This window comes from Herbaspirillum sp. GW103 (genome assembly GCF_000261365.1).
In the GTDB taxonomy this organism is placed as follows: Bacteria; Pseudomonadota; Gammaproteobacteria; order Burkholderiales; family Burkholderiaceae_D; genus Herbaspirillum.
Map to the genome: position 1 here is coordinate 62,479 of NZ_AJVC01000005.1, position 13,367 is coordinate 75,845.

11 protein-coding genes are annotated in these 13,367 nt (G+C 64.0%); 10 read left to right on the forward strand and 1 reads right to left on the reverse strand.

All coding sequences use genetic code 11. The annotated features are described in order from the left end of the window. Window positions 1-253: 253 nt before the first annotated feature. From pilM to GWL_RS23475, 9 genes are all read left to right on the forward strand, one after another. Window positions 254-1,153, forward strand: coding sequence for a pilus assembly protein PilM (gene pilM, locus GWL_RS17445; protein ID WP_008332667.1), 900 nt, complete (start codon window positions 254-256; stop codon window positions 1,151-1,153). An 8-nt stretch (window positions 1,154-1,161) separates the two neighbouring features. Continuing rightward, window positions 1,162-1,716, forward strand: coding sequence for a hypothetical protein (locus tag GWL_RS17450; RefSeq protein WP_008332669.1), 555 nt, complete (start codon window positions 1,162-1,164; stop codon window positions 1,714-1,716). Further along, on the forward strand, window positions 1,713-2,300 hold the full coding sequence (pilO, locus tag GWL_RS17455) for a type 4a pilus biogenesis protein PilO (protein WP_008332671.1): 588 nt from the start codon (window positions 1,713-1,715) through the stop codon (window positions 2,298-2,300). The genes GWL_RS17450 and pilO overlap by 4 nt, the downstream gene beginning before the upstream one ends. After that, window positions 2,297-2,968: a hypothetical protein gene (locus GWL_RS17460; protein ID WP_008332672.1), complete on the forward strand. Its 672-nt coding sequence runs from the start codon at window positions 2,297-2,299 to the stop codon at window positions 2,966-2,968. Before pilO ends, GWL_RS17460 begins: the two co-directional genes overlap by 4 nt. Beyond that, window positions 2,965-5,004, forward strand: coding sequence for a type IV pilus secretin PilQ (gene pilQ, locus GWL_RS17465; protein WP_008332673.1), 2,040 nt, complete (start codon window positions 2,965-2,967; stop codon window positions 5,002-5,004). Before GWL_RS17460 ends, pilQ begins: the two co-directional genes overlap by 4 nt. 199 nt (window positions 5,005-5,203) lie before the next feature. Next, window positions 5,204-7,003 carry a bifunctional shikimate kinase/3-dehydroquinate synthase AroKB gene (gene aroKB / locus GWL_RS17470; RefSeq protein WP_008332674.1) on the forward strand — a complete coding sequence of 600 codons (1,800 nt, stop codon included), beginning with the start codon at window positions 5,204-5,206 and terminating at the stop codon, window positions 7,001-7,003. 2 nt (window positions 7,004-7,005) lie between these two features. Next, window positions 7,006-8,157: a deoxyguanosinetriphosphate triphosphohydrolase gene (locus tag GWL_RS17475; protein WP_034351432.1), complete on the forward strand. Its 1,152-nt coding sequence runs from the start codon at window positions 7,006-7,008 to the stop codon at window positions 8,155-8,157. Between the two features lie 450 nt (window positions 8,158-8,607). Then, a complete protein-coding gene (locus tag GWL_RS17480) occupies window positions 8,608-9,363 on the forward strand; it encodes a DUF5610 domain-containing protein (RefSeq protein ID WP_008332676.1) in 756 nt (251 codons plus the stop codon). Further along, window positions 9,363-9,863: a hypothetical protein gene (locus GWL_RS23475; RefSeq protein ID WP_157174277.1), complete on the forward strand. Its 501-nt coding sequence runs from the start codon at window positions 9,363-9,365 to the stop codon at window positions 9,861-9,863. Before GWL_RS17480 ends, GWL_RS23475 begins: the two co-directional genes overlap by 1 nt. A 327-nt stretch (window positions 9,864-10,190) precedes the next feature. Here GWL_RS23475 and GWL_RS17490 read toward each other — a convergent pair whose 3' ends face one another. After that, window positions 10,191-12,542 (reverse strand): Tex family protein, encoded by a 2,352-nt coding sequence (locus GWL_RS17490; protein WP_008332679.1) that lies wholly within the window; start codon window positions 12,540-12,542, stop codon window positions 10,191-10,193. 242 nt (window positions 12,543-12,784) lie between these two features. On the opposite strand from GWL_RS17490, the gene pth reads away from it, so the two are divergent. Then, entirely contained in the window at window positions 12,785-13,363 is a 579-nt protein-coding gene (gene pth / locus GWL_RS17495) for an aminoacyl-tRNA hydrolase (RefSeq protein WP_008332680.1), read from the forward strand. Window positions 13,364-13,367 lie beyond the last annotated feature (4 nt).

Consider the following 13,367-nt stretch of genomic DNA (forward strand, 5'->3'; position numbering starts at 1 on the left):
GCAGGCCGAAGCTGCGGGCCGGAGCCGGGTGAAAGAAACAAGCCCGCATTATAGCGGCTCGCCCTGACGGGCCGCGTGGCGAGGTGTTGCAAATAGACCAAAGGACAACGGGCCGGTTCCGGGCAGGATGCGGGGAAGTGCGGCATTGGGGGCAAATTGCTGAAAATTGGCGGGCATTCCTCAAGTTTTCGCTATTCCCACCCTGCCGAACAGGCCGGAGAATCCGAAGCTTCCCTTTGCATGAGAATGGCATATGGCAGGCTTCTCCCTCTTCTTTGGTCGCAGCAACCCACGCCTGTGCGCTGGCCTCGACATCGCGCCCGACCGTGTGCGACTGGCGCTGCTGCGCCGCATCGGCCAGCGCGCGCAACTGCTCAAGCTCACCCAGCGGCTGACCGGCGGGGTGATCTGCCAGGACGGGCAGATCACCGATTTCGAGGCGCTGACGCTGATCTGTCGCTCCCTGCTGGACGAACCCGGTTGCGAGGGCGCTGCCGTCGCGCTGGCGGTACCGGCGCGCTGCCTCACCGGCCAGCGCCTGGTGCTGCCGGCCGACGCCCATCCGCTGCAACGGCAGCAGCAGGTCCACGCCGAGATGGCCGCCTACGGCATCAGTGCCGAGGACCATGCACTGGATTACCGCGAGCTCGGCCCGCAGCCGGGCTCGCCGCTGGACCGGCAGGTACTGGCGGTGGCCGCTTCGCGCCTGGCCATCGAGGACCGCCTGTCGCTGGCCGCGGCCATCGCCCGCCCGCTGGCCACGCTGGCGCCGGAAGACCTGTGTCTGGCGGCCTGGCTGCGTGAGGACAGACGTACCGACCAGACCGCCATACTGCGACTGGATCGCGACGCGCGCTGGCTGCTGCATGGTGATGGGCCCAGCCATGCCCTGCCCGAGGTCAGCGCGCGTGGCGCTCACCTGGCGCTGCTGGCCTGCGCTGCGCCCCTGCTGAAGCCCTTGCCACGCCGGCTGCTGTTGAGCGGCGACCATCCCGCCCTGGGGCCGATCGCCCGCGCCTTCGCCAAATACGGCGGGCTCGATGCCCAGATAGCCGCCCCGCCTTCCGCGTTGATGCTGGCTCCGCAGATCGCCGCGCAGATGCCGCCCGATTATCAGCTTGCCCTGGCCCTGGCATGGGAGGGACTGGCATGAGATGCGGAATGGATTTTTCGCGCTCCCCGGCGCAGCGGCGGCGCGCGCGCGAGCGCGGCTTTTATCGGATGCTCGCCTGCGCCCTGCTACTGGGCGCTGCGCTGGCAGCCCTGCCCGGCTGGCGCGTTCGCCTGCACACGGCGTCGCTGCAAGAGGCCAATGCGCTGCTGACCGGACAGTTGCACACCCTGACTCCCCAGGCCCGGCAAAGCGCCGCGTTGCGCAACCAGATTGCGGCGCTGGAAAAGCAGGTCACCGCGCACCAGCAGTTGACCCGACGTCGTCAGCAGGCTCCCCACCTGATGCGAATCGCGGCGCAGGCGGCCCAGTCCACCCCCGGGCAAATCCGGCTGCACCGGCTTCTGTTGCAAGGGGAGCGCGGCGAGTTGCGCGGGCAGGCCGCCAGCGCCCAGGCGGTGCGCGACTTTGTCGTCGCCCTCGACGCCGCCGGACTGGACGGCACCGCCCTGCATGACCTGCAGGCTGAGGACGGTGCCTATGCCTTCACCCTGGCCATCCCCTTGCAGCCCTCCCCGTCGCCCGCGCAAGGAGCTGTCCGGTGAGCCAGGTCCGCTGGCGCACGCATCCGGCGCACTGGCCCCGGTTGGCGCGCCTGGCCCTGTGCTTGCTGGTGGCGCTGTCATGCGCCGGCAGTGGACTGCTGCTGGCCGTGAGCGATCTGGAAGACAGCCGCCAGGCAGCGCGCCAGCGCCAGCAGGATTTGCGTGCGCAGTATCAGGCGGCACTGACGCAGCGGGCGCAGCAGCCTGCCCTGCGATCACGTGAAAGCGCGCTGCTCATGCAGCTGACCGCACAACAGGCGCAGTTATGGTCGGCCGACCAGTTGCAGCCGGATCTGCTGCACACCAAGCTGGCCCGTCGCGCCAGTGAATGCGGACTGACACTGGAATCCTTCAAACCGCTCAGCGGCAAGCTGGCCGCCACCATCGCACTGCGCGGCAGCCACGCCGGCCTGCTGCGTTTCGTCGAACTGGTCAGCAGCCTCCCCCTCCCGGTGCTGTTCGAGCGGCTCGACATCAACGTGAGCGAACAGGACGACCAGGCAATACTGCAGCTACATGCCACCGTGAGCGCCCCCGGGGCTGCTCTCGTTTCCGGAGGTGACACGAAGGAGTCCGCACCATGAGCCTGCCCTGGCTGGTCTTGCTGCCGCTGTCGCTGGCGGGGATCGTGGGGGGCGTGTTGCTGACCATCGATCCTCCCGATGAAGTGCAGGCCACGCGGGCCTGGATCGCGCAACTGCAGGCGCGGCCCGCGTCCCCCCTGCCCCTTCCGGCTGCTGCCGGACTGTCCGGACCGGCGACGGATGACGCACAGCCTGCCGAGCATGCGGACTTGCCCGATCCCTTTGCGCTGAGAGAAGCCCCACCCGCCAGCCCGCACCGGCAGACCATCTCCCATGTTGACGCCCGCGACGATGAAGACGAGGAGCAACACAGCGGGCACCAGGCCGCGGCCGGCACCGCCACTCCACCCGTCCCGACGCCGGCACCCGAGCTGCGACTGCTGGGCACGCTGCGGCGCGACCAGCAATGGATCGCCATCGTCGAACTGCAGGGGAGCACCCGGCAGTTGCAAACCGGCGACGAGCTGCCCGGCAGCCTGGGCCGGGTGCTGGCGGTGCGTGAAGAGGAAATCGATATGGGCCGGGAAGACGGTGCCCGCCAGACCATGACCATGGCCAGCCTGCCGACGGCCAGTGCGCCAACGATGGCGGCGACGCGCCTGGCCCCGACCCGCGGGCCGATGCGCAGCGTCCGGCGCCGCCTGATCCGACCCGGAGTATCCCCATGAAGATGATCCTGCTCCTGCTCGCCCTGCTGGTGAGCCAGCTTGCCAGCGCAGAGAACCGACTGCTGTCCCTGCACCTGCATCCGGGTGCCTACGGCACGATGCTGGAACTGCGGCTGCAGGCACCGATGGACCCGGCACAAATCGGGACCTTCCATCTGATCAATCCACCGCAACTGGTGCTGGACCTGCCACGGACCAGCGCCGTCGACACGCTTGCCCGCACTCTGGCCGGCAGCGGTCTGGTCAGGCGCATCCAGCTCGCCGCCGATGATGAGCGGCTGCGCCTTCAGGTTTCGCTCAAGCAGGCCGTCACCTATCAACTGCGCGCCGATGGGGATCGTCTGATGGTGGAACTGGCGCAGCGTCCTGCGGCGGATCCGGTCGCGCTGCAATCGATTGAGCTGCGCCGTGGCCCACTGGGCGAGGCGCGCATGACAGTGGAACTGGGCGGCAACGAACACACCGTGCAGGTACGCCAGCTGGGCTCACGCCTGATCGTCGACATCGCCGGAGCCAAGGTACCGCTGGCCTTGCGGCGGCAGGTGGAGACCGGCCAGTTGGGTACGCCGGTCCAGCAATACCGGGTACTTGGCCATCAGGACGGCGCCCGCCTGGTGCTGGAGATGCAGGGCGCGTGGCGCTACCAGGCTTACCAGACCCGGCGGCAGCTGATGATCGATGTCCTGCCGGTCAGTCCGGGCGCTGGCGGCAGGAGCGCGGAGACGGGCTTGCAGGAGGGCAAGACCTATGGCGGGCAGCGGCTCTCGTTGAACTTCCAGAACATTGACGTGCGCACCGCCCTGCAAGTGCTGGCCGAGCAGGGCGGTGTGAACATCATGGCCAGTGACACGGTCACGGGACAGTTGAGCCTGCGCCTCAAGGATCTGCCCTGGGACCAGGTGCTGGATCTGATCCTGCAGGCCAGGGGGCTGGAAATGCGACGCCACGGCGAGGTCCTCTGGGTTGCGCCACGCGACGAGATGCTCGCGCGCGAACGCCTGGAGCTGGAGCAGAAGGCCAGCATCGCCGACCTCGAACCACTGCACGCCGAAAGCTTCCAGCTCAATTACCAGCGCGCCGATACCTTGCGCAAGGCGCTGGGCATCGGCGAAGACGGCAGCACCCAGGCCAATCGCCGCAACGCCCTGCTCTCGCGACGGGGCAGCGCCATGATCGACGGCCATACAAACCAGTTGCTGGTCACCGATACCCTGGCCGTGCTGGCCAACGTACGCAAGCTGATCGAGCGCATCGACGTGGCCTCCCGCCAGGTCCTGATCGAAGCCCGCATCGTGGAAGCCGATGACAGTTTCTCGCGCAACCTGGGCGTCAAGCTCGGGCTGGCCGCCACCACCCGCGGGGCCGCCGTGGGCAATGGCTACGCCGCCATCGGCGAGCGCAGCGGCCAGACACCCGCCACACCTGATCTGTACCTGCGCGAACCGGCCCTGAACTTGCCTGCCGATGGACTCAGCGGTGCCGCCCCCGGCAGCTTCGCCTTCACCCTCTTCAATGCCGCCGCGCAGCGCTTTCTCAACATCGAATTGTCGGCGCTGGAGGCCGAAGGCCGCGGCAAGATCGTCTCCAGCCCGCGCCTGGTCACCGCCGACCAGCAGGCCGCGCTGATCGAACAGGGCGAAGAAATTCCCTACCAGCAAGCCGCCGGTAACGGCAGCACCGCCACCGCCTTCAAGAAAGCCAACCTGAAGCTGGAGGTCACCCCCCAGATCACGCCGGATGGCAACGTCATCCTCGATGTGGACGTCAACAAGGACAGCCGGGGCAGCGTCACGCCCGGCGGACTGGCCATCAACACCAAGCACATCAAGACCAAGGTCCAGGTGGAGGATGGCGGCACGGTCGTCATCGGCGGCATCTATACCCAGACCGACAATGACCATGAGACGCGGGTGCCGCTGCTGGGCGACATCCCGGTGCTGGGGGCGCTGTTTCGCAGCCAGAGCAAGGTGCGGGACAAGACTGAACTGCTGATCTTCCTGACCCCACGCATCGTCGCCGCGCCGCGCCCGTATTGAGCCGCAAGGCCCTGACCACGGGATTTTTCCCCGGTGGCGGGGCAAAGAACGGTAAAATCGCTGTTCCAGGCCCGTGGCGCCGGGCGCGAGCCCGCCAGCAGCGGGCAACACAGCCGTCCACCGGGCGGCAGGCGACCGTGCCGGCAGACGTGCGGCGCCATGACATTGGCCAGTAGCGCAAAGCGCAGAATTCTTAGATATGACGGGAAGCATCTTCCTTGTCGGCCTGATGGGAGCCGGCAAGACCACCATAGGCCGGGCCCTGGCCAAAAAGCTGAACAAGCGTTTCGTCGATTCGGACCACGAGATCGAAGCGCGGACCGGCGCCACCATCCCGGTGATCTTCGAGATCGAGGGCGAGGAGAACTTCCGTCGCCGCGAAGCCGAGGTCATCCGCGAGCTCGCAGCCCAGCCCGACATCGTGCTGGCCACGGGCGGCGGTGCGATCCTGCGTGCCGAGAATCGCGAGAATCTCAAGAAAGGCGGCACCGTCGTCTACCTGCGTGCCAGCATCAACCAGATCCTGCAACGCACCGGGCGCGACAAGAACCGTCCGCTGCTGCAAACCGCCGACCCGCGCCGCAAGCTCGAAGAGCTGTCGCGCCAGCGCGATCCGCTGTATCGCGAAGTGGCCGACTTCGTGGTCGAGACCAACCGGCCCAATGTGCAGTTCCTGGTACAGACCATCATCAGCCACCTGGAACTCTCGCCCAAGGAAGGTGCCTGGCAAGCGGTACCGGCACCTGAGGAAACCATCGTCCTGGAAACCGCCAGCGCAGTCCTGACCCAGGCTGCCGATGGCACCACCACACTCTCGCGCAGTCATTCCACCCAGATCCTTCATGGCGCTGCCAGCGCCGAACCCAGCCTTCGCAGCATGAACCAGAACATCGCCTCCGCCGCCACCACGATCGCCTCCCTGACCCTCAACGTCGACCTGGGCGAGCGCAGCTATCCCATCCACATCGGCCGCGGGCTGCTGGACGACCCCACCCTGCTGCCGCAATACGTCAAGGGCAAGCGCGTGGCCATCGTTACCAATGACAAGGTCGGCCCGCTCTACCTGGACAAGGTAGCGCAGGCCCTGCGCGCAGCCGGCAAGCAGGTCACCGAAATCGTGCTGCCCGATGGCGAAGAGGAGAAGAACTGGGCCAGCCTGATGAAGATCTTTGATCGTCTGCTGGCCGACAAGTGTGATCGCAAGACCACTCTGGTCGCGCTGGGTGGCGGCGTGATCGGCGACCTCACCGGCTTTGCCGCGGCCTCCTACATGCGCGGCGTGCCCTTCGTGCAAGTGCCCACGACCTTGCTCTCGCAGGTGGATTCGTCGGTCGGCGGCAAGACCGGCATCAATCATCCGCTGGGCAAGAACATGATCGGGGCCTTCTACCAGCCGCAGGCCGTCATCGCCGATACCGCCACCCTGCACACCCTGCCTCCGCGCGAGCTGGCGGCCGGCATAGCCGAAGTCATCAAGCACGGCGCCATCATCGATGCGCCCTTCTTCGACTGGATCGAAACCAATATGGCGCGCCTGGTCTCCAAGGATGACGCCGCCCTGGCCTATGCCATCCAGCGCTCCTGCGAGATCAAGGCCGAGGTGGTGCGCCAGGACGAGCGCGAAGGTGGCCTGCGCGCCATCCTCAACTTCGGCCACACCTTCGGCCACGCCATCGAGAATGGCCTTGGTTATGGTCAGTGGCTGCATGGTGAAGCGGTGGGCTGTGGCATGGTGATGGCGGCGGACCTGTCGCAGCGCCTGGGCTACATCGATGCCGCCACGTGCGAACGCATTCGTGCCGTGACCGCCGCCGCCGGCCTGCCCACCGTGGCTCCCGACCTGGGCACGGAACGCTGGCTGGACCTCATGGAAGTGGACAAAAAGAATGAAGGTGGCGCGATCAAGTTCATCCTGATCAAGCCGCTGGGCAGTCCTCTGATTACCAACGCGCCGCAGGAGTTGCTCTTGCAAACCCTGGCGGCCTGCACCGGAGCATGAACATGCACACTGAAGCGCCTGACCATCTCGCCCCCTATGCCGCCCACTCGGCAAGTTCGCGAGGTCGGCGCTACAGTGAAACCCCGCCCGGATCGCGCAGCGAGTTCCAGCGCGACCGTGACCGCATCGTCCACTCCACCGCCTTCCGCCGTCTCGAATACAAGACGCAGGTCTTCGTCAATCATGAGGGCGACCTTTTCCGTACGCGCCTGACCCACAGCATCGAAGTCGCACAGATCGCCCGTTCGTGCGCGCGCAACCTGCAACTGAACGAAGACCTGGTGGAAGCCATCTCGCTGGCACACGACCTGGGCCACACTCCCTTCGGTCATGCCGGGCAGGACGAGCTGAACCACTGCATGAAGCATCACGGCGGCTTCGAGCACAACCTGCAGAGCCTGCGCGTGGTCGATGAACTGGAGCAGCACTACGCTGCCTTCGATGGCCTGAACCTCACCTTCGAGACGCGCGAGGGCATCCTCAAGCACTGCTCCCTGCACAATGCCCGGCAGCTGGGCGAGATCGGCGTGCGTTTCCTGGAAAAGAAACAGCCTTCGCTGGAAGCGCAACTGGCCAACCTGGCCGACGAGATCGCCTACAACAATCACGACATCGACGATGGCCTGCGTTCCGGACTGCTGACCATGGAACTGATGAGCGAAGTCGATTTCTTCGCGCGCCATCTGCGCGAGGTCGAACAGACCTACCCCGGCATCACTGGCCGTCGCGTCATTCATGAGACGGTGCGTCGCATGATCAATGCACTCATCATCGATCTGAACCAGACCTCGCGCAGCCGCATCGCCGAGATCGCACCGCGCGACATCGAAGATGTACGCAATGCACCGCAGTTGATCGCCTTCTCCGATGCCATGGCTGCCGAAGCCGCCATCCTGAAGAAATTCCTGCGCGAGAAGCTCTACCGCCATTACCAGGTCAACCGCATGACCGCCAAGGCACGCCGCATCATCGCCGAGATGTTCGACACCTTCATCGGCCAGCCCAACCTGCTGCCGCCGGATTATCAGGTCAAGGGCATCGTCGATGAAACCCAACGGCTGGACAAGCAGGCGCGCAAGGTGGCCGACTACATCGCGGGCATGACGGATCGCTATGCCATCCGCGAACATCGACGCCTGTTCGTGATGGAGTGAGGCGTGAGCGAGTGGGTGCAAAGCCCACGTTGAACGCAGTGTCTCGAGACGTTGCGTTTTCGTTCAGCTCATCCGTGCGCGCTCATTGTCTTGCTGCCAGCACGATTTCATTACCTCACTGCAATTGAAATCCCGCTGCCAGCAACTTGCGCACATTTCGTTACATTTTTTCTTGATTGCCTGTGCCCATCTCAGGCCGCCCGACGGCACGCACGGTATCGCCGCAAATCCTTTTCCAGCAAGGCTCTTCGAAAGATTGCGCGAATGCAATGCAGACTTGTCAACGAACTGCCCCAGAAACTGAAGGATGTAAATTTCTGTCAACATCAAGTCCGCTTTGAACGGGCCGTTATGCAGCAATGGAGTGGATGCGCATGGTGCGCAGTTTCGCTTCCGTGGATCCGTCTCCCCCTTGATGCCCGGATCCCCTTTCTTTTTCAGGAGACCGTCATGGCAATCGGCAACACCACCGGCGTGGACACCAAGTCCCTGCTGCCCACCACCTCCGCTTCCCCCTCGTCGAGCTCTGCAGGGGCGTCTGGCAACGACCAGCTGTCCGCGACCTCGGACGACAGCGCCAGCAGCGACAAGATCGCCCAGGCCAAGCAAGCCAACCTGCTCACCGTGAGTGGTGCCAAGGCCCAGTTCAACCTGTCCATCGTGCAATCATCGCTGGAGGTGTCGCTGCAGACGCAGAACGATCCGCTGTCACTGGTCTACAAGACGGCCATCGAGAACATCAACGACATCCTGCGCCCGCAGCTGGGCGACAACGCAATCCAGACGGCGGCAACGCAAGACAATTCGCCCGAGGCCACGGCCGGGCGTATCGTTTCCTTCATCACCAACATGTTCGACCTCTTCAAGCAGAACAACCCGGACAAGGAAGACGCCAGCAACATCGATGACTACATGAATCTCATCTTCAAGGGCGTCGACCAGGGCTTCAAGGAAGCCCGCGGCATTCTCGATAGTCTCAACGTGCTGCAGGGTGACATCGCCGGCAACATCGACAAGACCTACGACCTGGTTCAAAAGGCGCTGGGCGACTTCATCAACAAGGTCAAGGGCGGCAAGCAGGAGGGTGAGGATGGCACCGGCAGCCATGGCAATGCGGATGGACAGGGCGGCACGCTGGTGGCCAGCGAGACGACGGTGAGCATTTCCGTCTCGGTGAGCCAGACGCGGATCAGTACCAGCGCGTGATGCGATCCGGCGCCAAGCTGGACATCACCCTGCTGACGGTCGCCAACGTGCGGCCGTTTTTTTTATCGGTCTTTGGAGAGGCCATCGAGCCATTCGGCTGTCTCGTCAAAGCCGCTGTTCTGCGCATGGACGTTGACGGCCCTGAACAACAGACAGTGAAAGACCAGGGAGAGAATCTGGGCCGCGAAGAAGAACAGCCATTTTCCGGGGCCACCGGAAAATTGGAATTCCGGCTCGAAGATGAGAAAGAGCTCAACCGCGCTGGCCGCGGCCTGGATCACGCACAGTATCTTCATCACCACGGCGCCGATCCGGCTGGGATGGAGGTAATGAATCCACGGTATGGCGGCGATCACAAGGAGCAGCAGAACATCGAAACCGATCGGCGGACCGAACCGCCTCATGATCAGGCGCAAGATGGTATTGAAAGTACCGAAGGCGATGAAGGCAAGCAAGGCCTTCAGCAGACGGGGATGATCGAGTTGATACACGGACCTTGATTCCAAATCACGCTCCTTGACATATTGAAGCGCATGGTCTGGATGAGAGGATGCAACGCTGTGTCATCTCATCGACAGACTGCGCATAGGCGGGCAGCCATAGTAATGAAAGAGGAGATGAGCCCTAGCAGAAGCGATGCTTTACCTTCCAAAACTAAAAATAGTTGGAGAAGATGAACACGCTGAAGTGCACATGGTGAACAGCCGCAAAAAAAACTGCTCCCGTCAGGAGCAGCCATCTTCCCTACCTAGCAGCACGGTACGGCAGGTATGGGCATGAACATCCACAAACGCGGAGGCCGATCACACGCCCATCAATCGATCACATCACCCACGCAACTTGGCAAACGCCGCCGCCATCGCATTGTTGGCCGGTGCCTGCTCACGCCCGCGCTGGTTCTGGTGTTGCGACAGACGGCGCGAATCGGTGCGATCACCGCGCTGTTCGTTGCGCGCGCCCGGGGCAGGCGCGGTGTCGTTCAGGCGCATGGTCAGGGCGATGCGCTTGCGCTTCTCGTCCACTTCCAGCACCTTGACCTTGACCACCTGGCCCGCCTTGACCACGGTGTGCGGGTCCTTCACGTAGCTGTTGGACAGCGCCGAGATGTGGACCAGGCCATCCTGATGCACGCCGATGTCGACGAAGGCACCGAAGGCCGCCACGTTGGTGACCACGCCTTCCAGGATCATGTCCACGCGCAGGTCCTTGATCTCTTCCACGCCTTCCTTGAAGGTCGCGGTGGTGAATTCAGGACGCGGGTCGCGGCCCGGCTTGTCGAGCTCCTTCAGGATGTCGGTGACGGTGGGCACACCGAACTTCTCGTCGGCATACTTGGCCGGAGACAAGCCCTTGAGCAGCGAGGTCTGGCCCAACACGCTCTTCACATCCTTCTTGATGTCGGCCAGGATCTTTTCCACCAGCGGATAGGATTCCGGGTGGACTGCCGAGGCATCCAGCGGGTTCTCCCCATTCATCACGCGCAGGAAGCCGGCCGCCTGCTCGAAGGTCTTCTCGCCCAGGCGCGGCACCTCGCGCAGGGCTGCGCGCGAATTGAACATACCCTTCATATCCCGATAAGACACGATGCTCTGTGCCACGCTGGCGTTCAGTCCTGAGACGCGCGCCAGCAGCGGCGCGGAAGCGGTGTTCACATCGACCCCAACCGCGTTGACGCAGTCCTCGACCACGGCATCCAGCGAGCGCGCCAGTTGCGACTGGCTCACGTCGTGCTGGTACTGGCCCACGCCGATGGACTTGGGATCGATCTTGACCAGCTCGGCCAGCGGATCCTGCAGGCGGCGCGCAATCGAGACCGCGCCACGCAGCGACACGTCCAGGTCAGGCAATTCCTTGGAGGCGAATTCGGAGGCCGAATACACGGATGCGCCCGCTTCGGATACCACGATCTTGGTGAGCTTGAGCTCCGGGCGCAGCTTGATGAGGTCCTGGGCCAGCTTGTCGGTTTCACGCGAGGCGGTGCCGTTGCCGATCGAGATCAGCGAGACATTGTGCTTCTCGGCCAGTTGCGACAGGGTGTGCAGCGAACCGTTCCAGTCATTGCGCGGCTGGTGCGGATAGATGGTGTCGGTGGCCACGACCTTGCCGGTGGCGTCCACGATGGCGACCTTCACGCCGGTACGCAGGCCGGGGTCCAGACCCATGGTCGAACGCGGGCCGGCCGGTGCAGCCAGCAGCAGATCCTTCAGGTTGCGGGCGAAGACGTTGATGGCTTCGGCCTCGGCCTTCTCGCGCAGATTGGTCATCAGCTCGGTTTCGAGGTGCATGAAGACTTTCACGCGCCAGGCCCAGCGCACCGTGTCGGAGAGCCACTTGTCGGCCGGACGGCCCTTGTTGGACACACCGAAACGTGAAGCAATGCGACCTTCGCAGGGATTGTGCGGGGCATCCCACTTCGGCTTCTCTTCTTCGGTATCCAGGCGCAGGATGACGTTCAACATCTCTTCGCGGCGGCCACGGAACAGCGCCAGCGCACGGTGCGAGGGGATGGTGGAATAGGTCTCGGAGTAATCGAAATAGTCGGCGAATTTTTCACCGGCATCCTGCTTGCCCTCGATCACCTTGGATTCGACCACGCCATGCTCGGTGAGGTATTCGCGCAGGCTTTGCAGCAGCTCGGCATCTTCCGAGAAGCGCTCCATGAGGATCTGGCGCGCGCCATCCAGGGCAGCCTTGGTATCAGGCACGCCGGGGTTGTCGCCGTTGTCGGTGGTGAAGGCGGGCTTGATGAACTTGGCCGCTTCTTCTTCCGGATTCAGGGTCGGGTCATTCAGGAGCGCATCGGCCAGGTCGGTCAGGCCGGCTTCGGCGGCGATCTGGGCCTTGGTGCGGCGCTTGGGCTTGTAGGGCAGGTAGAGGTCTTCCAGGCGGGTCTTGTCTTCCGCGTGGGTGATGGCGTCCAGCAGCACGGGCGTCATCTTGCCCTGCTCTTCGATGGAGGCGATGATCGCGGCGCGGCGGCTTTCCAGCTCGCGCAGATAACGCAGACGTTCTTCCAGCAGACGCAGTTGGACATCGTCCAGTCCGCCGGTGACTTCCTTGCGATAGCGGGCGATGAAGGGAACGGTGGCACCTTCGTCCAGCAAGGCGATGGCGGCAGCGACCTGAACCGGCTTGGCGGCGAGTTCAAGGGCGAGTCGTTGTTCGATAGAAGGCAGCATGGTGAAACCCAGTCAACAGTTGAGCAATTAAGCAGTTAAGCGTTTATGCAGTAAGGAAAAACAAGCGTTGGATGATACGCAATTCGGCCAGCCAAGCCAATCTTGACATTGCCCGATGGCACTCCGAAGCGAGGCCGCATGGGCTTCATGGGGTCATACCCGGCCACGCGCGGATTGGACGCGCGGCCGCAAAGCCGGGATAATCGACGCTTTCGCACTGCGCGTCCTCGTCTTTTTGCACAATGTCCATCCGCCTCATCGTCGGTCTCGGCAACCCCGGCCCGGAATACGAACAAACCCGCCACAATGCCGGCTTCTGGCTGGTCGACAACCTCGCCGGCCCGGTGCGCCTGGCGCGCGAGCAGCGCTTCAACGCGCTGGCGGGCAAGACCAGCATCGCCGGCAACGAAGTCTGGCTGCTGGAACCACAGACCTACATGAACCGATCGGGCCAGTCGGTGGGCGCACTGGCGCGTTTCTACAAGATCAATCCGGACGAAGTGCTGGTGGTGCATGATGAACTGGATCTGCCACCGGGCGTGGCCAAGATCAAGAAAGGCGGTTCCTCGGGCGGGCACAATGGCTTGAAGGACATCACCGCCGCCCTCGGCACCCAGGACTACTGGCGGCTGCGCCTGGGCATCGGTCACCCGCGTACGCTGGGGCTGCAACAACCAGTGGCCGACTTCGTGCTGCATCGGCCGCGCAAAGAAGAACAGGCGCTGATCAACGAGGCGCTGGACAAGAGTCTGAACGTCATCCCTCTACTGGTGCAGGGCAAGTTCGAACAGGCCATGATGGAACTGCATACCGGGAAGTAAGCCC